Below are 22,544 nucleotides of genomic sequence, written 5' to 3' on the forward strand. Positions count from 1 at the left end.
GCCCCGTGGCCCCCGGCGGTGTCCTGCTTCCCTGGCCCCGGTCGCGTCCTGTGCCCTCCCAGCGGCACCCTGTCTCCTCGCCCCCGGCGGCGTCCTGTGTGTCCCTCGCCCTCACGGCGTCCTGTGGCCCTGGCCCCCAGCCGCGCCTCGTGACCCCTCGCCCCCACGCCTGCCGTGCGCTCCCGCCCACGCCCGTCCGCGCTCTCAGCGGCCCGGAAACGCCCGAAGGGCCACCCCATCCACGCGGATGCGGTGGCCCTTCCCAGGCAAGGCCCGGCCGGTAGGCCTCAGCGGACGTCGCCCATGAGTTCCTTGACGCGCTTGCGGTACATCCAGATCGCGACACCGGCGAGGACGGCGAGCGCGGCCTCCGCGGCCACGATGCCCGTCTTGTTGAGGTCGACGCCGGCGATGGAGAGCAGGCCGGTCGTGGCGTCACCGGCGGTGACGGCCAGGAACCAGACGCCCATCATCTGCGAGGCGTACTTCACGGGCGCCATCTTCGTGGTGACCGACAGGCCGACCGGGGAGAGCATCAGCTCACCGCAGGTCTGCACGAAGTAGATCGCCACCAGCCACAGTGCGGCCGCCTTGTGACCGCCGTCCGCGATGGCCAGCGGGGCCAGGAAGAGGAAGAAGGACGCGCCGACCAGCACCAGGCCGAACGAGAACTTCACGATCGTGCTCGGCTCCTTGCCGCGGCGGGCGAGCGCCAGCCACACCGTGGCGAAGACCGGGGCCAGGGCCATGATGATGACCGGGTTCACCGACTGGAACCAGGAGACCGGGAAGTCCCAGCCCAGGACGCTGGTGTTGGTCGAGGAGTCCGCGAAGATCGCCAGGGTCGAGCCGCCCTGGTCGTAGATCATCCAGAAGACGGCCGCGGCGACGAAGAACCAGATGTACGCCGACATCTTGGACTGCTCGGCGCGGTCCAGCGACTTGTCGCGCTTGATGCGGGTCAGCACCAGCACCGGGATGATCACGCCGAGCAGCGTCAGCGGGACCAGGATCCAGTTCAGGGTGTAGACGCCGGAGAAGCCGACGATCGCGTAGAAGACGACGGCGAGCGCGGCCCAGAACGCGGCCTTGCGCAGCGTGGAGGTCTTCTCCTCCACCGACAGCGGCTTCGGGACGACACTGGAGTGCGGAGCCAGGTGGCGGCTGCCGATCAGGAACTGGATCACGCCCAGACCCATGCCGACCGCGGCGAGCGCGAAGCCCAGGTGCCAGTTGACGTTCTCACCGATGGTGCCGATGATCAGCGGCGCCGCGAAGGCACCGAGGTTGATGCCCATGTAGAAGACGGTGAAGCCACCGTCGCGGCGCGGGTCGTCGGGACCGTTGTACAGCTGGCCGACCATCGTCGAGATGTTGGCCTTCAGCAGACCCGAGCCGATGGCGACCAGGCCGAGTCCCGCGAAGAACGTGCCGGAGGACGGCAGCGCCAGCGTCAGGTGGCCGAGCATGATCACACCGCCGGCGACGGCGACGGTCTTGCGGGGGCCCCAGACGCGGTCGCCGAACCAGCCGCCCGGCATCGTGAGCAGGTACACCAGGGAGAGGTACACCGAGTAGATCGCGGTCGCGGTGCCGGCGTTCATGCCGAGGCCACCGGGGGCCACCAGGTACAGCGGGAGCAGAGCCCTCATGCCGTAGTAGGAGAACCGCTCCCACATCTCGGTCATGAAGAGAGTGGCCAGTCCGCGGGGGTGGCCGAAGAAGGTCTTCTCGGATCCGGGGGTGCCCGGAGTGACCGAGTCCTTCGTCAGGCTGGACGCCATGGTCGATCCTTGCTGGTCGGGACGCGCTCATGAGGCGATGCGCGCCCGGTGGGGGGCGGCCGGCACCGGCGGCCTTCCCCGCCCGTCCCACGCCTGAGGGAATCCGCTCCGGATCACGAAGCGGTGGGCGGCGGCCACCGGGATCCACGCCTCCGCGCGCCACGGCACGCGGTGAGGCCCGGCCACAGGTCATTCCTTTCAAGGCCGGCCAGGGGCCGACCCGCACACAAAAGAGACCTTCAGCGTCGAACTGTCGCCAAAGGTCCCCGGGGTGCTACAGGCGCTGATTCACCATACGGCAGGACACCGCCCGGTATGGAAGGACTTGAGACACGGATCACAGGTAATAATGGAACCGCGAACGATCTTTCGAAGGTCCATTACAGGATGGCACCCCACAGCCGCAGGCCCGCACCGGGGGTCGACAGGGCGGCTCATGCGCGGGTGTCCGGCTTGTCCGAGGGTAAGAGGTCCTCGGGGTGATCTCACCCCGGGCGCTGCTCCAAGCGGACTACCATCAGCTCATGACCCGTGTACTGCTCGCCGAGGACGACGCGTCCATCTCGGAGCCGCTGGCCCGCGCCCTGCGCCGGGAAGGGTACGAGGTCGAGGTGCGTGAGGACGGACCCACGGCACTTGACGCCGGGCTGCAGGGCAGTATGGACCTGGTCGTCCTGGACCTCGGGCTGCCCGGCATGGACGGGCTGGAGGTCGCCCGCAGGCTGCGGTCCGAGGGCCACGCCGTGCCGATCCTCATCCTGACCGCGCGCGCCGACGAGGTGGACACCGTCGTCGGTCTGGACGCGGGTGCCGACGACTACGTCACCAAGCCCTTCCGCCTCGCCGAGCTGCTCGCCAGGGTCCGGGCCCTGCTGCGGCGCGGTGCCGCCGAGCCCCAGCAGCCGCCCGCCACGCACGGCGTGCGCATCGACGTCGAGTCGCACCGCGCCTGGATGGGCGACGAGGAGCTCCAGCTCACCGCCAAGGAGTTCGACCTGCTGCGGGTGCTGGTGCGCGACGCCGGGCGGGTCGTCACCCGGGACCAGCTGATGCGCGAGGTCTGGGACACCACCTGGTGGTCCTCGACCAAGACCCTCGACATGCACATCTCCTGGCTGCGCAAGAAGCTGGGGGACGACGCGGCGAACCCCCGCTACATCGCCACCGTGCGCGGCGTGGGCTTCCGCTTCGAAAAGAACTGAGCTCCGAGAGAACTGAGCTCCGAGAGAACTGAGCTCCGAGAAGAATCTGAGCTCCGAGAAGAACTGAGCGCCCGCAGGGCCTGCCCGGGCAAGAGCGGTAAGAGGACATGCGCCGTCGACTGATCCAGTCCACGCTCGCCGTGGTGCTCGTCGTGATCGCCGTCTTCGGCGTCTCCCTCGTGATCGTCGAGACCCGCACGATCAGCAGCACCGCCCAGGAGCGCGTCGACCTGGAGGCGGTGCGCCTGGCCAGCATCGTGGACAGCCGGCTGCTCGGTGCCGGGTCCGTCGACGCGAGGTTCCTGCGGGAGCAGGTCCGGGACGCCCGGTACGCCGTGATCCGCATCCCCGGTCAGCCGGTCATCGAGGTCGGCAGCAGGCCGTCCGGCGAGGTCATCCGGGGCAGGGCCACCGGCGAGGAGGGCGAGACGGTCCTCGTCGAGGAGCCCAGCTCCTCGGTGACCCGCGAGGTCGGCCGGACCCTGCTGATCATCGGCCTGGTCGCGCTGCTCGCGGTGATCGCCGCGGTGCTGCTGGCGATCCGGCAGGCCAACCGCCTCGCCTCCCCGCTCACCGACCTCGCCGAGACCGCCGAACGCCTCGGCTCCGGCGACCCGCGCCCCCGCCACAAGCGGTACGGCGTCCCCGAGCTGGACCGCGTCGCGGACGTGCTGGACTCCTCGGCCGAGCGCATCGCCCGGATGCTCACCGCCGAGCGCCGTCTGGCCGCCGACGCCTCCCACCAGCTGCGTACGCCGCTGACCGCGCTGTCCATGCGGCTGGAGGAGATCACCCTCACCGACGACCCGGAGACGGTGAAGGAGGAGGCGACGATCGCGCTGTCGCAGGTGGAGCGGCTGACGGACGTCGTGGACCGGCTGCTGACCAACTCCCGCGACCCCCGCAACGGCTCCGCCGTCACCTTCGAGCTGGACGACGTCATCCAGCAGCAGATCGACGAGTGGCGCCCCGCCTACCGCAGCGAGGGCCGGGCGATCGTCAGCTCCGGCAAGCGGCATCTGACGGCCGTGGGCACCCCGGGGGCGGTGGCCCAGGTGCTGGCCGCGCTGATCGAGAACTCCCTGATGCACGGCGGCGGCACGGTGGCCCTGCGGACCCGGGTGACCGGCAACCAGGCTGTGGTCGAGGTCACCGACGAGGGCCCCGGCGTCCCGGGCGACCTGGGGGCGCGGATCTTCGAGCGGGCGATCAGCGGACGGAACTCGACGGGCATCGGCCTCGCCGTCGCCCGCGACCTGGCCGAGGCGGACGGCGGCCGGCTGGAGCTCCTCCAGGGCCGCCCCCCGGTGTTCGGCCTGTTCCTGTCCCGTACGCAGCCGCCGAAGAAGTCGTCCGGGGACTCGGGGGAGACGGTGCGCTAGCCGCCCTCGACGGGCGTGCGTACCGGTTCGGCCGGGCGTGCGCGCCGGTTCAGCGGTGGCCCGCGGGGGCGCCGTCCCTGGTGCGTACCGCCGTCGGCTGCTCGGTCGGCTGCTCGGGCTCCGGTTCGCGCTCCGGGAGGTTCTCCGCCCGTGTCACCGGCTCGCGGGCCGGCAGGGTGCGGAAGACCCAGGAGCGGTACGACCAGAAGCGGAACAGCGTGCCGATGCCGATGCCGAGGAACTTGAAGATGTTGCTCTGCAGCGGGCTGTCCCAGCCGAAACCGTACGTCGCCGTGTACAGCACGCCGTTCTCGATCACCAGCCCGACCGCGCTGAACAGCAGGAACAGCGACATCTCACGCGTCCGGCGGCTCTTGTCGCGGTCGCGGTAGGTGAAGTACCGGAAGCCCAGGTAGTTGAAGACGATCGCGACGACGGTCGCGACGATGCTGGCCCGCACCACCTGGAGGTCGGTCGTGTGCCGCACCAGGTTGAACACGAGGAGGTTGACCAGAACCCCCGCGCCGCCCACCGCGCCGAACTTCACGACCTCACGGACCAGCCGGTCGATCCGCTCCCGCACCGTGCCACGGGGCGCAGGGCGCGCAGGGGGCGTCGGGGGAGCCGTATGAGCACCCGAGGAACCATGTCCCATGGTCGTACAGGCCCCCGTCCATCGGTTGGCGTCAATCCGTTCATGCTAACCACCCGGACGCGCGATCTTCCTGCGGACGGTTGCCGGACGACGGGAAGGGCGGCGGGAACGGGCGGCGGGGCGGCCGGGGAAACGGCCGGTAAACAGGTGGGCGCCGCGCGGCCGATACGCTAGGGGTGTGACGTTCCCGGTAGTCGGCATGGTCGGCGGTGGCCAGCTCGCTCGTATGACACACGAGTCGGGCATCCCGCTGGGCATCAGGTTCAAGCTCCTCAGTGACACCCCTCAGGATTCCGCGGCGCAGGTCGTCAGCGATGTCGTCATCGGCGACTACCGCGACCTGGACACGCTGCGCGCGTTCGCGAGGGGCTGCGATGTGATCACTTTCGATCACGAACATGTACCCACCGAGCACCTTCGTGCCCTGGAGGCGGACGGTATCCCCGTGCGCCCGGGGCCCGACGCGCTCGTGCACGCCCAGGACAAGGGCGTGATGCGCGCGAAGCTCGACTCGATCGGCGTGCCCTGCCCGCGCCACCGGATCGTGAGCGATCCGGCCGACGTGGCCGCGTTCGCCGCGGAGGGCGCCACCGAGGGCGACGGTTTCCCCGTCGTGCTCAAGACGGTCCGCGGGGGCTACGACGGCAAGGGCGTGTGGGTGGTGGACTCCGTCGAGGAGGCCGCCGAGCCGTTCCGCGCCGGTGTGCCCGTGCTCGCGGAGGAGAAGGTCGACTTCGTCCGCGAGCTCGCCGCCAACGTCGTCCGCTCCCCGCACGGCCAGGCGGTGGCGTACCCCGTCGTCGAGTCGCAGCAGGTGAAGGGCGTCTGCGACACGGTGATCGCACCCGCCCCCGACCTCGACCGGGCGCTGGCGCTCCAGGCCGAGGAGATGGCGCTCAGCATCGCCAAGGAACTGGACGTCGTGGGCCACCTCGCCGTCGAGCTGTTCCAGACCCGCGACGGCCGCATCCTCGTCAACGAACTGGCGATGCGCCCGCACAACTCCGGCCACTGGACGATGGACGGCGCGATCACCTCGCAGTTCGCCAACCACGTCCGCGCGGTCCTCGACCTCCCCCTCGGCGACCCGCGCCCGCGCGCCGAGTGGACGGTCATGGTCAACGTCCTCGGCGGCGACTACCCGGACATGTACTCCGCGTACCTGCACTGCATGGCCCGCGACCCGCAGCTGAAGATCCACATGTACGGCAAGGACGTGAAGCCCGGCCGCAAGGTCGGCCACGTCAACACCTACGGCGACGACCTGGACGACGTGCTGGAGCGCGCCCGTCACGCTGCCGGCTACCTGAGAGGGACGATCACCGAATGAGCCAGGCCAGCCCGGAGAGCCCGGTCGTAGGCATCGTCATGGGGTCGGACTCCGACTGGCCCGTCATGGAGGCCGCCGCCAAGGCACTCGACGAGTTCGAGATCCCCTACGAGGTCGACGTCGTCTCCGCGCACCGCATGCCGCACGAGATGATCGCGTACGGCGAGCAGGCCGCCGGACGTGGACTGAAGGCGATCGTCGCCGGAGCGGGGGGCGCCGCCCACCTGCCCGGCATGCTCGCCTCCGTCACCCCGCTGCCGGTCATCGGTGTGCCGGTGCCGCTGAAGTACCTGGACGGCATGGACAGCCTCCTGTCCATCGTGCAGATGCCGGCCGGCGTGCCGGTCGCCACCGTCTCGGTCGGCGGAGCGCGCAACGCCGGTCTGCTGGCCGCCCGGATGCTCGCCGCGCACGACGAGGAGCTGCAGGGACGGATGCGCGAGTTCCAGCAGGAGCTGAACGACCAGGCCACCGAGAAGGGCAAGCGGCTGCGCAACAAGGTCGCGGGCTCGGCGGCCGGCTTCGGCTTCGGGAAGTGAGCCGGATGACGTCCCTGGAGCGGGCCCGGGAGCTGCTGCGCGAGTTCCCCGTCGTCGACGGCCACAACGACCTGCCCTGGGCGCTGCGCGAGCAGGTCCGCTACGACCTCGACGCCCGGGACATCGCCGCCGACCAGTCCGCCCACCTGCACACCGACCTCGCCCGGCTGCGCTCGGGTGGGGTCGGCGCGCAGTACTGGTCGGTGTACGTCCGCTCGGACCTGCCCGGCGCGGTGACGGCGACGCTGGAGCAGATCGACTGCGTGCGGCGGCTGATCGACCGCCACCCCGGGGACCTGCGGGCCGCGCTGACCGCCGCCGACATGGAGGTCGCGCGCGCCGAGGGGCGGATCGCGTCGCTGATGGGCGCCGAGGGCGGCCACTCCATCGACAACTCCCTCGCCACCCTCCGCGCGCTGTACGCGCTCGGCGTGCGCTACCTGACGCTCACCCACAACGACAACGTGGCGTGGGCGGACTCGGCGACCGACGAGCCGGCCGTCGGCGGTCTGTCGGCGTTCGGCCGCGAGGTCGTGCGGGAGATGAACCGGGAGGGCATGCTGGTCGACCTCTCGCACGTGGCGGCGACGACGATGCGTGACGCGCTGGACACCTCCACCGCGCCGGTGATCTTCTCGCACTCCTCCTCCCGGGCCGTCTGCGACCACCCGCGCAACATCCCGGACGACGTACTGGAGCGGCTGCCCGCCAACGGCGGCATGGCGATGGTGACGTTCGTGCCGAAGTTCGTGCTCCAGGCCGCCGTGGACTGGACGGCCGAGGCCGATGAGAACATGCGCGCGCACGGCTTCCACCACCTGGACACCAGCCCCGAGGCGATGAAGGTCCACCGCGCCTTCGAGGAGCGCACCCCGCGCCCCGTCGCCACGGTGTCCACGGTCGCCGACCACCTCGACCACATGCGCGAGGTCGCCGGCATCGACCACCTCGGCATCGGCGGCGACTACGACGGCACGGCCTTCACGCCCGACGGCCTCGGCGACGTCTCCGGCTATCCGCACCTGATCGCCGAGCTGCTCGACCGCGGCTGGTCCCAGGCCGACCTCGCCAAGCTGACCTGGAAGAACGCGGTCCGGGTCCTGGGCGCCGCCGAGGACGTGGCCCGCGGGCTCCAGGCGACGCGGGGGCCGTCCCACGCGAGCTTGGCGGACCTGGACGGCTGAGCCGTCTCCTCGTCAGGTGTGCTCGATCCGGCAGAGGCAGAACGGATGCCCTGCCGGATCGGCGTACACCATGAAGTCCTTCTTCTCCCGGTCCTCCAGGTCCAGGGGGCGGGCGCCCAGCGCGAGCACCTTCTCGTGCGCCGCGTCCATCTCAGCCCAGGTCGACCCGCCGTCGAAGTCCAGGTGGAACTGCTGCGCGTTGCGGTCGGAGCGCGGCCACTCCGGCGGGGTGAGCCCCGGCGCCCGCTGGAAGGCGAGCCGCGGCCCGCCGGGCACCTGGAGCACCACCCAGTCGGGGTCCTGCTCCTCGGGCGTGCCGCCCCCGACCTGCGCGTAGAAACGCGCCAGCTCGCGGGGCTCGGGGCAGTCGACGACGACGGAACGGAAACGTACCGCGGGTGCCATGAAGGCTCCTCCTGCTGTCGGCGGTGTCGGCGGTGTCGGCGGTGTCGGCGGCTCGGCGCTCAGCAGGCGCAGAGGCAGAACGGGTGCCCGGCCGGGTCGGCGTAAACCCGGAAGGAGCGGGCGCGGTCCTCCGTGTCCAGCGGCTTCGCACCCAGTTCCAGTACGGCCTTCTCCGCCGCGTCCAGGTCCTTCACGTCGAGGTCGAGGTGGAACTGCTGCGCCCCGTCGGGTCCGGGCCACTTCGGGGGTACGTAGCCAGGGGAGCCCTGGAAGGCCAGCGTCTGCCCGCCGGGCAGCTTCAGGTCGACCCACTCGTACTGGTCGTCGCTCTTGTCCTCGACGGTGCCGCCGAGCACGTCGGCGTAGAAACGCGCCAGCGCGTGAGGGTCGGGACAGTCCAGGACGACGACGCCCAGTTCGGCGACAGCCATGACTTCCTCCTTGAAGTCCGCGGTCTGTGTTACCCACTGCGGTTGCCTGCATCGGTTACCGGCAATATGCGGGTAACTGGTAACGGTTACTCCATGCTCCCCCATTGGCGGTAACGTCGCAAGCATGAGTGAGAGATGGCCGGCGCCGGATGGTCTGGAGCTGATCCGGACCCTGGTGAACACGTTGGACATCGAGACGGGCGCCGACTCGCTGGACACGCCGGAGAACCGGGCGTGTTTCGGCCTGACGGAGGACGGCGTACCCGGGGCGCGTGCACTGCGCGAGTCCCTGCGCGCGACCCTGCTCGCCCACGCCGGCCACCCGCCGCACCGCGCGGTCACCCCGCTGGGCGAGCTGCTGGCCGAGGCCCCGCTGGTGGTCACCGTCGACCGGGCCGACGGCTCAGCCGCCCTCGCCCCGGCGGGGGAGGGCTCCCTGGCCGCCCGCGTCGCCGCCGCCGTCGCCGAGGCGCTGCTCGCGGGCACCTGGACCCGGCTGAAGGCCTGCGAGGCCGCCGACTGCCACTGGGCGTACTACGACCGCAGCCCGGCCGGACGCGGCCGCTGGTGCTCCATGCAGGTGTGCGGGGCCCGCGCCAAGATGCGCCGGTACCGGGCCAAAGGTGTGTGATCGGACGTGTGGTCAGACGTGTGATCCACAGGGGGATTCACCGGCCGGCGGGCCGCCCCGTGGTGCACAATGCGACGGACGCCGGTTCGGCCGACTGAGCCTCGGCCGAACCGGCGTCACCCGTTCGTCCCCCTACGGCTATGCCGTCGGGCGCCCCATCGCCCGGTACGTCCAGCCGGCCTTCCGCCACACCTCGGGGTCCAGGGCGTTGCGGCCGTCCAGGACGACCTTGGCCGACACGACCTCGCCCAGCGCCTGCGGGTCCAGCTCGCGGAACTCCCGCCACTCCGTCAGGTGCAGGACGACGTCGGCGCCCCGCACCGCCTCCAGCGCGGAGTCGGCGTAGCCGAGGGTCGGGAACAGGCGGCGGGCGTTGTCCATGCCCTTGGGGTCGTACACCGTCACCTGCGCGCCCTGGAGGTGGACCTGCCCGGCGACGTTCAGCGCGGGCGAGTCCCGTACGTCGTCCGAGTCGGGCTTGAACGTGGCGCCGAGCACCGCGACCCGCTTGCCCAGGAAGGGGCCGCCGCCCAGCGCCTGCCGGGTCAGCTCCACCATCTGACCCCGCTGGCGCATGTTGATCGAGTCGATCTCGCGCAGGAAGGTCAGCGCCTGGTCGGCGCCCAGCTCACCGGCGCGCGCCATGAACGCCCGGATGTCCTTCGGCAGACAGCCGCCGCCGAACCCGATCCCGGCCCGCAGGAACTTCTTCCCGATCCGGTCGTCGTACCCGATCGCCTCGGCCAGCTTGGCGACGTCGCCGCCCGCGGCCTCGCAGACCTCCGCCATCGCGTTGATGAAGGAGATCTTGGTGGCGAGGAAGGAGTTCGCGGCGGTCTTCACCAGCTCGGCCGTCGGGAAGTCCGTGACGACGAACGGCGAGCCCTCCTCCACCGGCGTCGCGTACACCTCGCGCAGCAGCTTCTCGGCCCGCTCACTGCGCACGCCGACCACGATCCGGTCGGGGTGCAGCGTGTCCTGGACGGCGAAGCCCTCGCGCAGGAACTCCGGGTTCCAGGCCAGCTCCGCGTCCTCGCCGGCCGGCGCGTGCGCGGCGAGGTAGGCGGCGAGCCGGTCGGCGGAGCCCACGGGCACGGTCGACTTGCCGACGACGAGCGCGGGCCCCGTCAGGTGCGGCGCCAGCGAGGCCAGCGCGGAGTCGACGTACGACATGTCACAGGCGTACTCGCCGTGCTTCTGCGGTGTGTTCACGCACAGGAAGTGCACGTCGCCGAAGGCCGCGACCTCGGCGAAGTCGGTGGTGAAGCGCAGCCGCCCGCTGGCGCCCTCGATCCCGGCGACGTGCCGGCGCAGCAGCTCCTCCAGCCCCGGCTCGTACATGGGGACCTCGCCCCGCTGGAGCATCTCGATCTTCTCGGGGACGACGTCCAGACCCAGCACCTCGAAACCGAGCTCGGCCATGGCCGCCGCATGGGTCGCGCCGAGGTAGCCGGTGCCGATCACGGTGATCTTGAGGGCCATGGGTACTCCAGAGATGTACGGCGGAGGTGCGCGCCCGAGCATATCGGGGGCGGTGCCGCGGCCGGTCGGGACGGCCCGCGGGCGGCTGTCGCCAAGCTCACCTACCCACGAACCCGGAGGGGCTCTAAAATTTGGGTTACTTAACGGTAGTTAGCGTGCCCAGCATCACAGCGTTTTGGAGCGTGAGAGACCTTGGCCGGATCGGCTGACTTCGACCTGTACCGCCCGTCCGAGGAGCACGACATGCTCCGGGACGCCGTCCGCTCCCTGGCCGAGGCGAAGATCGCGCCGTACGCCGCCGCGGTGGACGAGGAGGCCCGCTTCCCGCAGGAGGCCCTCGACGCCCTGACCGCGAACGACCTGCACGCGGTGCACGTCCCCGAGGAGTACGGCGGCGCGGGCGCCGACGCGCTCGCCACGGTGATCGTCATCGAGGAGGTCGCCCGCGTCTGCGCCAGCTCCTCCCTCATTCCCGCCGTGAACAAGCTCGGCTCGCTCCCGGTGATCCTCTCCGGCTCCGAGGAGCTGAAGAAGAAGTACATGACCCCGCTCGCCAAGGGCGACGGCATGTTCTCCTACTGCCTCTCCGAGCCCGACGCGGGCTCCGACGCGGCCGGCATGAAGACCAAGGCCGTCCGCGACGGCGACTTCTGGATCCTCAACGGCGTGAAGCGCTGGATCACCAACGCCGGCGAGTCGGAGTACTACACGGTGATGGCCGTCACCGACCCGACCAAGCGCTCCAAGGGCATCTCCGCCTTCGTCGTCGAGAAGTCCGACGAGGGCGTCTCCTTCGGCGCCCCGGAGAAGAAGCTCGGCATCAAGGGCTCGCCCACCCGCGAGGTCTACCTGGACAACGTCCGCATCCCCGCCGACCGCATGATCGGCGAGGAGGGCACCGGCTTCGCCACCGCGATGAAGACGCTGGACCACACCCGCATCACCATCGCCGCCCAGGCCCTCGGCATCGCCCAGGGCGCCCTCGACTACGCCAAGGGCTACGTCAGGGAGCGCAAGCAGTTCGGCAAGCCGATCGCCGACTTCCAGGGCATCCAGTTCATGCTCGCCGACATGGCCATGAAGATCGAGGCCGCCCGCCAGCTGACGTACGCCGCCGCCGCCAAGTCCGAGCGCGGCGACAGCGACCTCACCTTCCAGGGCGCCGCCGCCAAGTGCTTCGCCTCGGACGTCGCGATGGAGGTCACCACGGACGCGGTCCAGCTCCTCGGCGGCTACGGCTACACCCGGGACTACCCGGTGGAGCGCATGATGCGCGACGCGAAGATCACGCAGATCTACGAGGGCACCAACCAGGTCCAGCGCATCGTCATGGCGCGCAACCTGCCGTAACCGGCACCCGCGCGCCGGGGGAGTCCGGGAGGGCTCAGTCCTCGTACCCCTCCGCCGCCCGTCGCTCCCGCAGGTCCATGATCGCGCGGCGGCGGGCCAGGCGGTGGGTGCGGCGGATCTGGGCCTCCTGGTAGCGGCGTTTGTCCTTCTCGGTCTCCGGGAGGACCGGCGGGACCGTGCGTGGCTTGCCGTCCGCGTCCACCGCGGCGAAGACCAGGTAGGCCGAACCGACCTGGGTGGCGGGCGTGGACTCGTTCCAGCGCTCGGCCATGACTCTTACGCCGACCTCCATGGAGCTGCGGCCGGTCCAGTTGACCTGGGCCTTCACATGGACGAGGTCGCCGACGCGGACCGGTTCGAGGAACGCCATCTCGTCCATGGACGCGGTGACGGCGGGGCCGCCGGAGTGCCGTCCGGCCACGGCGCCCGCGGCGTCGTCGACGAGCTTCATGATCACGCCGCCGTGCACCGTGCCCAGCAGGTTGGTGTCGCTGTGGGTCATGATGTGGCTGAGGGTGGTGCGGGAGGCCGAGGTCGGCTTGCCCGGGATCTCCGGTGTCGCCGAGTGTGCGGCCGAGGCCTGTTCTGCCTGGTCTGTCATGGCCTCTACCTTATGCCGGGGCGACGTACGAGTATTTTTGTGTCAGCTTCGCAACAGCGCCGACCCTATTTTCCGACGACCCTTGTATGGCCCGCAGTGCGGACCTGCACACTGGTGCGCATGAATGATTGGCCCGAGGGATGGTCCGGCGACAACCGCGGCGGCGGATACGGACGCGGCAGCTCGAGCGCACGGCCCGAGAGCGCACGCGTGATGCGGCAGGTCCGCCGCGGCGCGACGCCGCCGCCCGGCCCGGGCCCGTCGGCCCCGCCGTACAGCAGCGGGGTGCCGCAGCAGCCGTCCTACGTCGACGGCCAGGGCCACGGCGGTCAGGACGGATACGACAGCGGCTACAACACCGGCCAGGTCTACGGCACCCCCGGCGGCCGTGGCCCCGCGGGCCCGGGCCAGGGCCCGCGTCCGGGGCGGCCCGCGCCGGACTGGCGGCGCCGCATCAAGTGGACCGCGATCACGGTGGTGACCGCGCTGGTCGTGACCACCGTCGGCACCTACTTCTGGGCCGACTCCAAGCTCAACCGCGAGGTCGACCTGTCCAAGGTCATCGAGCGGCCGGAGGCGGGCGAGGGCACGAACTACCTGATCGTCGGCTCCGACAGCCGCGAGGGCATGACCGACGAGCAGAAGAAGGACCTGCACACCGGCTCCGCCGAGGGCAAGCGCACCGACTCGATGATGATCCTGCACACCGGGGACAACGGGTCGACGCTGGTCTCGCTGCCCCGCGACTCCAACGTGGAGATCCCGAGCTTCGTCGGCTCCGAGTCCGGTAAGAAGTACCCGGGCACCGGCCGGCAGGTGAAGCTGAACGCCGCCTACGCGGAGGACGGGCCCGAGCTGCTGGTCCGCACCGTCGAGCACAACACCGGGCTGCACATCGACCACTACGTCGAGATCGGCTTCGCCGGCTTCGCCAACATCGTGGACGCGGTCGGCGGCGTCGAGATGGACATCCCGCAGGACATCAAGGACACCAAGTCCGGCGCCGACCTCAAGAAGGGCAAGCAGACCCTGAACGGCGAGGAGGCCCTGGCCTTCGTCCGCACCCGGTACGCGCTGGCCGGTTCCGACCTGGACCGGACGAAGAACCAGCAGAAGTTCCTGTCGGCGCTGGCGAACCAGGTGGCCACCCCGTCGACGGTCCTCAACCCGTTCACGCTGTACCCGACCATGGGCGCCGGCCTGGACTCCCTCGTCGTCGACAAGGACATGGGCCTGTTCGACCTGGCGAGCATGTTCTGGGCGATGAAGAGCGTCAGCGGCGGCGACGGCACGTCGATGAACATGCCGGTCTCGGGCACCGTCGGCGGCAATCTGAAGTGGGACACCGAGAAGGTGAAGACGCTGGTCGACCAGCTGAAGAACGACGAGAAGGTCACCGTCTCCGGCGACTGAGGGGCCCAGGGGGCCGCAGCAGACCCCGGCTGGTCACCGGTCCCCGCACACCACCTCGTCGCCGCGCACCACCGTGCCCGACTCCTGCGGCGGGTCGGCCGGCTTCACCTTCACGACCTCCTTGAAGTCGGCCCCCGCGATCACCTTCAGTGTCGCGCCCTGGCCCTCGACCGGCCGCAGCTCGCTGCCGGGCAGCGCGGCGGCCAGGGATTTCGCCGAACGGTCCCAGTGCGGGTCGTAGGCGACGACGGTCCGCCCGACGGCCCGGTCGGTGGCGTTCCTCGGTGTCCGGGTGGTGCGGAACCCGGTGGCCGCCAGGGCGTCGTCCACCCGCTTGCCGAGCCCGGCGGTGTGCGTGCCGTTCTCGACCTGGACGCGGATCTGCGCCGGGTCCACCGGGACGCGCGCCGGGGCCGGTCCCTTCGGCCGCGGTTTGTGCGCGGTCAGCGGCTTGTCCTCGCGCAGGGCGGCGAAGAGCCGCTCGGACTTGGCGGGGTCCCACTTCAGGGTCGAGCCGACCCCTTTCACGGCGTAGCCCATCTGCCCGATCGGCACGGTCGTGAACTCGGAGGAGGACGGCGAGAAGGTGCGCATCGCCCGTCCGAGGGCCAGCAGTTCGTCGGTGCCGAAGCCCTTGTCGGCCCGTACCGAGCCGAGCACCGCGTGGGTGACGTCGCGGAACTTGAGCGGGTTCAGCAGCAGCCCCGAGGAGGTCGCCCGGTCGATCAGGGCGGCCAGGAAGCGCTGCTGCCGCTGCATCCGGCTCAGGTCGGAGGCCCCGTCGAGGTGGCGGGCGCGGACGTACTGCAGCGCCTGCCCGCCCATCAGCCTGTGGGTGCCGGGCGCCAGGTCGAGCCCCGTGTAGCTGTCCTTGAGGTGCTGGACGGTGCAGATCTGCACGCCGCCGAGCACGTCCACCGTCTTCATGAAGCTGGTGAAGTCGACCTCCAGGTAGTGGTCGATCTTCACGTGGGTCATGTTCTCCACGGTGCGGATGGTCAGCTGCGGTCCGCCCTCGGCGTAGGCCGCGTTCAGCTTGAGGGGGTGCCCCTCGTGGTGTTCGCCGGTCGTCGCGTCGGTGTGGCCCGGCGTCTCGGCGTACGAGTCGCGGGGCAGGCTGACGACGCTGGCGCGCTCCCGGTCCTCCGAGATGTGCACGATCATGATCGTGTCGGTGCAGTGGCAGGGGGCGCCGCCGAGCCGGTACTTCCTCCGCTCCTCCTCGCTGATCCGGTCGCGGCCGTCGGTGCCGACCAGCAGCACGTTCATGCCGTCCCCGGCCCGGGGCCGGTTCTTCATGTCCTTGAAGGCGTCGACCCGCGCGATGTCCGCGTCCAGGCCGGCGAGCACCGCGTGACCGATCCCGGCGGAGGCGAGCACGACCACCGACAGCGCGGTCACCACCCGCATGGCCCGCCGCGGCTTCTTCCTCCGTACGGGGGGTTTCTGCGGGCGGTGGGAGGCCCGGGGGCCGCCCCGGGGGGTGGGGGCCGGGACCCGGGGGGAGCGGGGCGGCGTGGGCAAGGTGGCACCTCCGCGAGGACGGGCCCTGCGGGACGAACCCGAGGCCGGACGTGGGATCCGTGAGCACCGTAGGCCCATACGATCTGCTGCCCGGAGCTGTCACCCCCGCGGCGCGCGACCGTGTCCCCCGTTCGCGGTAACGTGAGCACCGATGAACGCCAAGTCCGACGTGCGGCTGCCCGCCGTTTCCGTGATCATGCCCGTCCTCAACGAGGAGCGGCACCTGCGCGGCGCCGTCCGCGCCATCCTCGCCCAGGAGTACGCAGGCGAGATGGAGGTCGTGATCGCCGTCGGTCCCTCCTCGGACCGTACGGAAGAGATCGCTGCCGAACTCGTCGCCGAGGATCCGCGCGTGCACACCGTGCCGAACCCCACCGGCCGTACGCCCGCCGCGCTGAACGCCGCGATCAAGGCCTCCCGCCATCCGGTCGTCGTCCGCGTCGACGGCCACGGCATGCTGTCGCCGAACTACATCGCCACGGCCGTACGGCTGCTGGAGGAGACCGGCGCGCAGAACGTCGGCGGCATCATGCACGCCGAGGGCGAGAACGCCTGGGAGGACGCCGTCGCCGCCGCGATGACGTCGAAGATCGGCGTGGGCAACGCGGCCTTCCACACGGGAGGCCAGGCGGCGCCCGCCGAGACCGTCTACCTCGGCGTGTTCCGCCGCGAGGCGCTGGAGCAGCAGGGCGGGTACAACGAGGAGTTCATCCGCGCCCAGGACTGGGAGCTGAACTTCCGCATCCGCGAGGCCGGCGGCCTGATCTGGTTCTCGCCGGAGCTGAAGGTGTCCTACCGGCCCCGGCCGAGCGTGCGGGCGCTGGCCAAGCAGTACAAGGACTACGGCCGCTGGCGGCACGTCGTCGCCCGCTACCACTCCGGCTCCATCAACCTGCGCTATCTGGCCCCGCCGACCGCGGTGTGCGCCATAGCCGCCGGCGTCGTGGTGGGCGCGGCGCTGACCCCGTGGGGCTTCGTCGTCCCCGGCGGCTACCTCGCGGCGATCGTCGCCGGGTCGCTCCCGGCGGGCAAGGGGCTGGGGCTGAAGGCGCGGGCGCAGATCCCGGTGGCGCTGGCGACCATGCACATGTCCTGGGGCTACGGCTTCCTGACCAGCCCGCGGTCGCTGGCGAAGCGGGTCATCGCCTCGCGGCGCCCGGCGGTCCAGCCGGACGCGGACGCCGCCGGGACCCGGTGACGCCGCTCAGGACCAGGTGAACGCCGGGTTCACGTGCATGCAGGCCTCGTCGTCCGCGCCGTTGAGTGCCTCGGCCGACTCCGGGGTGCTGTCGTCGGACGCGGGCGCCTTGTACGCCGTACCCTCGCGCCAGTCGGCGCCCACGACGAGCGTGACACCCGAGACGTCCGTCGAGCGCTGCACCGAACTCGCCGGGACACCCAGGGCCTTGGCGATGCGCTGCGCGTCGCCCTCCAGGTCGGCGCTCGGGTAGCGGACGACCGTACGGTCCTCGCTCGGCAGTACCGAGGGGTCGGCGACCGCCTTGGCGAAGCCCTGCTCCACCAGCAGCCCGGCGACCGTGTTGGCACGTCCGCGGGCGGCGGCCAGGCGGTCGGTGCGGGTGCCGTTGCGTACCTGGACCGCGATCTCGTCGTCGTCGGCGGCCGGGTCGTCGGAGACCTTCGCCGTCTCCTCGCCCGCCGTCCCGTCGGTCTTCTTCTTCGCGTCCTTGCCGTCCAGCGCGATGTCCTCGCGCACCAGCCGGAAGAGCTGCTGCGCGTCCTCGGTCGGCTCCACGCGCGCGCCCACGTACCGGTTGGGCATCGTGGTCATGGTGATGCGCTCCGGCTTCACCTTGCGCAGCTCGGTGCTGAGGTCGTACAGCTTCTTGACGGTGTCGAGGCCCGGGTCGACCGTGAGCGCCCCGGTGGCCTCCTCGGCGAGCCTGCGCAGCTTGTTCGGGCTGCTCAGGGTCGAGTTCTCGCGCAGCGTCCGGACCATCGAGTTCAGGTACATGTGCTGCGCCTTGGCGCGGGCCAGGTCGCTGCCGTCCTCGAAGCCGTAGCGGGTGCGCAGCCACTGCAGGGCCTGCTCGCCCTGGACCGGGTGCGTGCCCTTCTCCAGCTTCAGACCGGAGCCGTGGCCCGCGCCGTCGCGTGAGTGGATGTTGGCGTCCACACAGACCGGGACGCCGCCGACGGCGTCCGCCATCGACACCACGCCCGCGAAGTCGACCATCAGGAAGTGGTCGATGTGGATGCCGGTGAGCTCCTGCCAGGTGGCCACCGTGCAGCCGGGGCCGCCGTGTCCGAGGCTCTGGTTGGTCATCACCCGGCCCTCGCTCGCCGGGTAGACCTTCCCGTCGTCCGGGTCGGTGCACTTGGGGATCTGTACGAGGGTGTCGCGCGGCATGCTGACGACCGACATGTTGCTGCGGTCGGCGGACAGGTGCACCAGCATCTGCACGTCCGCCAGCGGCGTGGAGCCGAACGTCTCGCGGGCGCCGCCGAGTTGCTGGTTCTCCTCGCTGTCGCGGGCGTCCGATCCGATGACGAGGATGTTCAGCGGGGTCTGCCCGGCCGCGTTCGGCGTCGGGGCGGCGACCTTGTGGTCGCCCAGGTTCAGGACGTCCTTCTTGAGGTTGTCGTTCAGGTGCTGGTAGTAGAGGTACCCGGCACCGGCCGCGCCGGCCAGGAGCACGGCGAGCGTCGCCGCGGTCCAGCGCAGCGCACGGTGTCCTCTGCGCGTCCGGCGTCTGCCGGCCTCGGCGTCCTCGTCGGTCGCCCCGCCCCGCTCGGCGGCGTCCGATGCGCCGGGCCGCGTGTCCTCCCGCTGCACACTGCTTTGTGTCACTTCCGCGTCCCTCCCCCACCCCGCGCCCCCGCGCGGGCCCTTCGCCGCTCTGTGAGACGTACGACAGACCCGTCAGGTCAACTGGCGCACAACTGCTGGTCGGCCGTGGACTCGTTGTCCAGGTCCGGCTTCTTGACGGAGGCGTTGAGCTTGACTCCGGCTCCCTTGAAGTCCTTGCCGAGGGTGAGGGTCATGGTGGGCAGGCCCTGGGCGTTGGTGACGCTCTCGCCGGGCTTCATGGCGGCGCCGGAGAGGCCGAGGATCTCGGCGAGGGCGCGGGCCTGGGCGGCCTGGTCGGGGGCGTACTCCAGGGTCGTCTTCGCCACGTCCGCGGGTGCGTTGCCCGCGTTCTCGGACTTGGTGACACCGGCCTCGGTCTGGAGGTACTGCAGCTCCTGCTGGGCGCTGCCGGCCGGGGCGCCGCCGTTGAGGATGCGGACGCGGACCTCGGAGGGGGCGGACTTCTCGCCCTTGAGGCGGGCCGCGACGGCTGCGACCTCCTTCTTCTCCTGCTGCTTGACCTCCGTGAACGATATGTCGTTCCGGATCATGTCGAAGACCTGCGGAGCCTTCGCCTCGTTCACGACCACCGTCGCCTTGACCTTCTCGGCGGGGTTGTCTATAACCGGCACCGTCGTGAACGTGATGTTCTTCGTCGGCACCTTCTTCAGTTCCAGGGCGATGTCCTTGAGTGTGCCCACGTTGCCGATGGCGCTGTCCACGGTCAGTGCCTTGGTGGCGGCCTCGGCAAGCTTCACCAGCTTGGTGGGGCTGGTGAGGGTGTCGCTGGAGGACATCTTCCGCATCAGCGAGCCGAGGAACTGCTGTTGCACCTTGATGCGGTCCAGGTCGCCCTCGTTGCCGAACGCGTGCCGGGTACGGACGAAGGCGAGGGCCTGCTCGCCCTCGACCATGGACTTGCCCGCGGGGAGCTTGAGATGGGACTTCTCGTCGTCGACGGCGTGTTCCACGCAGACCTCGACGCCGTCGACGGCGGTGGTCAGCGTCTTGACCGCGTTGAAGTCGGCCATCATGAAGTGGTCCGGCTGGATGCCGGTCGCCTCCTTCACCGTGCGCATGGTGCAGCCGGCGTCCCGGCCGCTCTCGCCGAGGCTCGTGTTGAAGCGGACGTCCTGCTCCCCGGGGACGACCGTCTCCGTTCCGTCCGCCTGCTTCGTCGGGCAGTCGGGGATGTCGACGATCAGGTCACGGGGGATGCTGAGCGCGGTGGCGTTGGAGCGGTCCTTGGCCACGTGCAGCAGGATCGTGGTGTCGGCGTGGCCGGCGCTGCCCTTGTCGCCGTAGCCCTCGTTGCCCGCACCGGTGCGCTTGTCGGTGCCGATGACGAGGATGTTGAAGGCCTCGTCCTTGCTGAAGCTGCTGGCGCCGGCGTTGCCGACGTCCGTCGTCGCGACATTGCCCTCGAGATGCTTCAGGTAGACGTAACCGCCGACGCCGGCCACGAGCACGACGAACGCCGTGGTGCCGCCGGTCCACAGCAGGGCCTTCTTGCCCTTCGACTTCTTCTTCGCCGGCCGGCGTCCGCGCCGCCCCGGGGCCGGCTCCTCCGGTGCCGTACGGCGGCGCCGCTGGGGCGGGACCTCGCGGCCGGGCGCGGCGGTGCCGGCGTCGGCCGCGGGGGAGCGGGGGGCGGATCTGCGGGGGCGCGGAACGGACGGCTGCGGTGCGGAAGGGGACAGTCGCAGTTCGTATTCGCCGGTGCGCGGATTCAGTACCCACTGGTCTGCGGGATCGACATTGTCTGCCCGCCCACGTCCTTGCGCGTCCACGGTCTCCCAATCCTCCGTCGGGGGCCACGCGGCACCTTCTGCCGGAAGGTGCACGATAAAGGGTCAACATGTGCAACACGCCAGGGCGGACCTCGCGGCGGGGCACCGGAGCGCTCACACTATCCGCCCAGTTCAGCGCCGAACTACAGCGGTGACAAATTCGGCGCCCCTACAACAGGGCAATCCCTCCTATATTCATGAAGCCCTACCATCGGTAGGGCTTGTACACGTCCATGCACTTGCTGGTGTCCGAGCCGTTGAGGGCGTCGCTGTTGTCCGGCAGGTCTCCGGCATCGGGCGTCTTCTGTTTCGGATAGGACGTTCCCGAGCGCCAGTCCGCTCCCACGACGAGCGTGACGCCGGACACGTCCGTCGACTTCTGCACCGCGCTCGCCGGGATCCCCAGGACGTCGGCGACCCGCCGGGCGTCGCCGGCCAGGTCGGCGCTCGGATAGCGGACCACGGTCCTGTCCTCGGAGAGTGCCGCCGAGGTGTCCTTCGCCGCCTGTCCGAAGCCCTTCTCCGCCAGCGCCTGGGCCACCGTGCCCGCACGGCCGGGGACCGGTCCGAGCGTGGTGGAGCGGGTGGCGTTCTGTACGAGGACGCCGATCTCGGAGTCGGGGGCGGGGTCGTCGGAGGGCTTGTCGGCGGTCTTCTCTCCGGTGGCGGCGTCCTTGCCGGTGCCCTTCGCCCCCTTGTCGCCCTTGTTGTCGAAGGGCACGTCGTCGCGGAGCATCGCCCACATCTTCTCCGCGTCGTCGCCGTCCGGGAGCAGGTGGTTCCTGTCCTGGTGGTCCTGGACGGTGGGCAGCGTCGTCATGGTGATGCGGTCCGTCGGCACCGTCTTCAGCTGCATCCCGAGGTCGTACAGCTTCTTGGGCGTGCCGATCTCGTTCGAGACCGCCAGGGACTTCGTGGCCGCATCGGCCAGGTCCATCAGCCGGCCGGTGTCGGTGAAGACGTTCTGGTCCTTCAGGGTGCGGATCATCGAGTTCATGTACATGTGCTGGGCGCGGGCCCGCAGCGGGTCGCTGCCCCAGGCGTGGCGGGTGCGCAGCCACTGGAGCGCCTGCTTGCCCTGCACCTTGTGCGGCCCGGCCGTCAGCTTCAGGCCCGAGCCGCCGCTCTCGCCGGCGCGCAGCGGGCGGTCCCACACGTTCTGGTTGACGCAGACCTCGACCCCGCCGATGGCGTCCGCCATCGAGACCACGCCCGCGAAGTCGATCGTCATCCAGTGGTCGATGTAGACCCCGGTGAGGTTCTGCCAGGTGGCGAGGGTGCAGCCGGCGCCGCCGCGGCCCAGGGACGCGTTGATGATCGTGTTGGTCGCCGGGAACTTCTCGCCGGACTTCGGGTCCGTGCACGCGGGGATGTCGACGCGGGTGTCGCGGGGGATGCTCACCACGGCGGCGCTCTTGCGGTCGGCGGACAGGTGGATCAGCATCTGCACGTCACCCAGCGGCGGGTTGTCGCGGGTGTCCTTGCCGCCGCCCAGTGCCACGTTGGCGTCGGAGGCACGGCTGTCGGAGCCGATCAGCAGGATGTTCAGGGGCGTCTGGCCGGCCGCGTTCGGCTCGGTCTTGTGCGCCTTGGAGTCGCCGCTGTTGCGCTCGCCCTTCTCGATGTTGTCGCTCAGGTGCTGGTAGTAGAGGTATCCGGCGCCGGCCGTGCCGAGTATCAGGACGGCGAGGGTCGTCGCGGACCACCGGAGCGCGCGATGTCGTCGTCCGGCACGCCGTCGGCCGGGCCGCCTGCCGTCCCCGTGTCCCGGCCCGCCGTGCCCGCTGGTGCCCGCACCGTCCCCGTCCTCGGTGGCGCCCCGCCCGCCCGTGGCGTGCCGGACCGCGCCCGGCCGGGTGCCCTCCCCGTGCACACTGCTCTGCGTCATGTCCTTCTCCCCACCCTCGGGCCCGCGAACGTGCCCCTGCGCGCGACCTGTTCGCACAGTTGGACGTACGGGCCCCCTCGTTGGCTGTACGGCCCCGTCGACGAATGTCGTACTGATCGCACCGGTCGTGCCGGTCGTACT

19 protein-coding genes are annotated in these 22,544 nt (G+C 70.7%); 9 read left to right on the top strand and 10 right to left on the bottom strand.

Translation table 11 applies throughout. The features are described 5' to 3' along the window. Positions 1-287: 287 nt before the first annotated feature. Positions 288-1,784, bottom strand: a complete 1,497-nt coding sequence (locus ACIGO6_RS18040) for an oligopeptide:H+ symporter (RefSeq protein ID WP_399876895.1) — start codon at positions 1,782-1,784, stop codon at positions 288-290. 524 nt (positions 1,785-2,308) lie between these two features. On the opposite strand from ACIGO6_RS18040, the gene ACIGO6_RS18045 reads away from it, so the two are divergent. Then, on the top strand, positions 2,309-2,986 hold the full coding sequence (locus tag ACIGO6_RS18045) for a response regulator transcription factor (protein WP_399876897.1): 678 nt from the start codon (positions 2,309-2,311) through the stop codon (positions 2,984-2,986). Positions 2,987-3,093: 107 nt separating this feature from the next. Continuing rightward, positions 3,094-4,368 carry a two-component system sensor histidine kinase DraK gene (gene draK / locus ACIGO6_RS18050; RefSeq protein ID WP_399876900.1) on the top strand — a complete coding sequence of 425 codons (1,275 nt, stop codon included), beginning with the start codon at positions 3,094-3,096 and terminating at the stop codon, positions 4,366-4,368. Positions 4,369-4,417: 49 nt separating this feature from the next. Here the strand turns inward: draK and ACIGO6_RS18055 are convergent, their stop codons facing one another. Continuing rightward, positions 4,418-5,023, bottom strand: coding sequence for a GtrA family protein (locus tag ACIGO6_RS18055; protein ID WP_399876901.1), 606 nt, complete (start codon positions 5,021-5,023; stop codon positions 4,418-4,420). Between the two features lie 178 nt (positions 5,024-5,201). Between ACIGO6_RS18055 and ACIGO6_RS18060 the strand changes: the two genes are divergently transcribed. From ACIGO6_RS18060 to ACIGO6_RS18070, 3 genes are read left to right on the top strand one after another with little or no spacing between them, the layout of a single operon-like run. Then, the gene (locus tag ACIGO6_RS18060) at positions 5,202-6,353 is read left to right on the top strand and encodes a 5-(carboxyamino)imidazole ribonucleotide synthase (protein ID WP_399876904.1); all 1,152 of its coding nucleotides are present in this window, start codon (positions 5,202-5,204) and stop codon (positions 6,351-6,353) included. After that, entirely contained in the window at positions 6,350-6,892 is a 543-nt protein-coding gene (purE, locus tag ACIGO6_RS18065; RefSeq protein WP_399876907.1) for a 5-(carboxyamino)imidazole ribonucleotide mutase, read from the top strand. The genes ACIGO6_RS18060 and purE overlap by 4 nt, the downstream gene beginning before the upstream one ends. 5 nt (positions 6,893-6,897) lie before the next feature. Then, complete coding sequence (locus tag ACIGO6_RS18070; protein ID WP_399877036.1) at positions 6,898-8,076, top strand: dipeptidase; 1,179 nt, start codon at positions 6,898-6,900, stop codon at positions 8,074-8,076. Between the two features lie 12 nt (positions 8,077-8,088). Here the strand turns inward: ACIGO6_RS18070 and ACIGO6_RS18075 are convergent, their stop codons facing one another. Continuing rightward, a complete protein-coding gene (locus ACIGO6_RS18075; RefSeq protein WP_399876909.1) occupies positions 8,089-8,481 on the bottom strand; it encodes a VOC family protein in 393 nt (130 codons plus the stop codon). A 59-nt stretch (positions 8,482-8,540) separates the two neighbouring features. Beyond that, the gene (locus ACIGO6_RS18080) at positions 8,541-8,912 is read right to left on the bottom strand and encodes a VOC family protein (RefSeq protein ID WP_399876912.1); all 372 of its coding nucleotides are present in this window, start codon (positions 8,910-8,912) and stop codon (positions 8,541-8,543) included. Positions 8,913-9,036: 124 nt separating this feature from the next. Here ACIGO6_RS18080 and ACIGO6_RS18085 point away from each other — a divergent pair, with 124 nt between their 5' ends. Continuing rightward, positions 9,037-9,543 (top strand): CGNR zinc finger domain-containing protein, encoded by a 507-nt coding sequence (locus ACIGO6_RS18085; RefSeq protein WP_399876916.1) that lies wholly within the window; start codon positions 9,037-9,039, stop codon positions 9,541-9,543. A 138-nt stretch (positions 9,544-9,681) separates the two neighbouring features. Here the strand turns inward: ACIGO6_RS18085 and ACIGO6_RS18090 are convergent, their stop codons facing one another. After that, positions 9,682-11,025, bottom strand: coding sequence for a UDP-glucose dehydrogenase family protein (locus ACIGO6_RS18090; protein ID WP_399876919.1), 1,344 nt, complete (start codon positions 11,023-11,025; stop codon positions 9,682-9,684). A gap of 192 nt (positions 11,026-11,217) precedes the next feature. Here ACIGO6_RS18090 and ACIGO6_RS18095 point away from each other — a divergent pair, with 192 nt between their 5' ends. After that, positions 11,218-12,375, top strand: coding sequence for an acyl-CoA dehydrogenase (locus tag ACIGO6_RS18095; protein WP_399876922.1), 1,158 nt, complete (start codon positions 11,218-11,220; stop codon positions 12,373-12,375). Between the two features lie 34 nt (positions 12,376-12,409). On the opposite strand, the gene ACIGO6_RS18100 is transcribed toward ACIGO6_RS18095, so the two are convergent. Continuing rightward, positions 12,410-12,976 carry an acyl-CoA thioesterase gene (locus ACIGO6_RS18100; protein ID WP_399876924.1) on the bottom strand — a complete coding sequence of 189 codons (567 nt, stop codon included), beginning with the start codon at positions 12,974-12,976 and terminating at the stop codon, positions 12,410-12,412. A 120-nt stretch (positions 12,977-13,096) separates the two neighbouring features. Between ACIGO6_RS18100 and ACIGO6_RS18105 the strand changes: the two genes are divergently transcribed. Beyond that, positions 13,097-14,389 carry an LCP family protein gene (locus tag ACIGO6_RS18105; protein ID WP_399876925.1) on the top strand — a complete coding sequence of 431 codons (1,293 nt, stop codon included), beginning with the start codon at positions 13,097-13,099 and terminating at the stop codon, positions 14,387-14,389. A gap of 33 nt (positions 14,390-14,422) precedes the next feature. On the opposite strand, the gene ACIGO6_RS18110 is transcribed toward ACIGO6_RS18105, so the two are convergent. Continuing rightward, the gene (locus ACIGO6_RS18110) at positions 14,423-15,799 is read right to left on the bottom strand and encodes an LCP family protein (RefSeq protein WP_399876928.1); all 1,377 of its coding nucleotides are present in this window, start codon (positions 15,797-15,799) and stop codon (positions 14,423-14,425) included. A 265-nt stretch (positions 15,800-16,064) separates the two neighbouring features. On the opposite strand from ACIGO6_RS18110, the gene ACIGO6_RS18115 reads away from it, so the two are divergent. Continuing rightward, the gene (locus tag ACIGO6_RS18115) at positions 16,065-17,111 is read left to right on the top strand and encodes a glycosyltransferase family 2 protein (protein WP_399876931.1); all 1,047 of its coding nucleotides are present in this window, start codon (positions 16,065-16,067) and stop codon (positions 17,109-17,111) included. 6 nt (positions 17,112-17,117) lie between these two features. Here the strand turns inward: ACIGO6_RS18115 and ACIGO6_RS18120 are convergent, their stop codons facing one another. The 3 genes from ACIGO6_RS18120 to ACIGO6_RS18130 form a co-directional block, all read right to left on the bottom strand. Then, positions 17,118-18,725, bottom strand: a complete 1,608-nt coding sequence (locus ACIGO6_RS18120) for an LCP family protein (RefSeq protein ID WP_399876933.1) — start codon at positions 18,723-18,725, stop codon at positions 17,118-17,120. A gap of 77 nt (positions 18,726-18,802) precedes the next feature. Next, positions 18,803-20,515, bottom strand: a complete 1,713-nt coding sequence (locus ACIGO6_RS18125) for an LCP family protein (protein ID WP_399876936.1) — start codon at positions 20,513-20,515, stop codon at positions 18,803-18,805. 205 nt (positions 20,516-20,720) lie between these two features. Then, positions 20,721-22,403 carry an LCP family protein gene (locus ACIGO6_RS18130; RefSeq protein ID WP_399876939.1) on the bottom strand — a complete coding sequence of 561 codons (1,683 nt, stop codon included), beginning with the start codon at positions 22,401-22,403 and terminating at the stop codon, positions 20,721-20,723. Positions 22,404-22,544: the final 141 nt, after the last annotated feature.

It is taken from the genome of Streptomyces sp. NPDC053750 (assembly GCF_044544295.1).
Taxonomy (GTDB): domain Bacteria; phylum Actinomycetota; class Actinomycetes; order Streptomycetales; family Streptomycetaceae; genus Streptomyces.

Coding starts and splice junctions, on each gene's coding strand:
- ACIGO6_RS18040 (WP_399876895.1), bottom strand. CDS start 1,784: ATGGCGTCCAGCCTGACGAAGGACTCGGTCACTCCGGGCACCCCCGGA.
- ACIGO6_RS18045 (WP_399876897.1), top strand. CDS start 2,309: ATGACCCGTGTACTGCTCGCCGAGGACGACGCGTCCATCTCGGAGCCG.
- draK (WP_399876900.1), top strand. CDS start 3,094: ATGCGCCGTCGACTGATCCAGTCCACGCTCGCCGTGGTGCTCGTCGTG.
- ACIGO6_RS18055 (WP_399876901.1), bottom strand. CDS start 5,023: ATGGGACATGGTTCCTCGGGTGCTCATACGGCTCCCCCGACGCCCCCT.
- purE (WP_399876907.1), top strand. CDS start 6,350: ATGAGCCAGGCCAGCCCGGAGAGCCCGGTCGTAGGCATCGTCATGGGG.
- ACIGO6_RS18070 (WP_399877036.1), top strand. CDS start 6,898: ATGACGTCCCTGGAGCGGGCCCGGGAGCTGCTGCGCGAGTTCCCCGTC.
- ACIGO6_RS18075 (WP_399876909.1), bottom strand. CDS start 8,481: ATGGCACCCGCGGTACGTTTCCGTTCCGTCGTCGTCGACTGCCCCGAG.
- ACIGO6_RS18080 (WP_399876912.1), bottom strand. CDS start 8,912: ATGGCTGTCGCCGAACTGGGCGTCGTCGTCCTGGACTGTCCCGACCCT.
- ACIGO6_RS18085 (WP_399876916.1), top strand. CDS start 9,037: ATGAGTGAGAGATGGCCGGCGCCGGATGGTCTGGAGCTGATCCGGACC.
- ACIGO6_RS18090 (WP_399876919.1), bottom strand. CDS start 11,025: ATGGCCCTCAAGATCACCGTGATCGGCACCGGCTACCTCGGCGCGACC.
- ACIGO6_RS18100 (WP_399876924.1), bottom strand. CDS start 12,976: ATGACAGACCAGGCAGAACAGGCCTCGGCCGCACACTCGGCGACACCG.
- ACIGO6_RS18105 (WP_399876925.1), top strand. CDS start 13,097: ATGAATGATTGGCCCGAGGGATGGTCCGGCGACAACCGCGGCGGCGGA.
- ACIGO6_RS18110 (WP_399876928.1), bottom strand. CDS start 15,799: ATGCGGGTGGTGACCGCGCTGTCGGTGGTCGTGCTCGCCTCCGCCGGG.
- ACIGO6_RS18115 (WP_399876931.1), top strand. CDS start 16,065: ATGAACGCCAAGTCCGACGTGCGGCTGCCCGCCGTTTCCGTGATCATG.
- ACIGO6_RS18130 (WP_399876939.1), bottom strand. CDS start 22,403: ATGACGCAGAGCAGTGTGCACGGGGAGGGCACCCGGCCGGGCGCGGTC.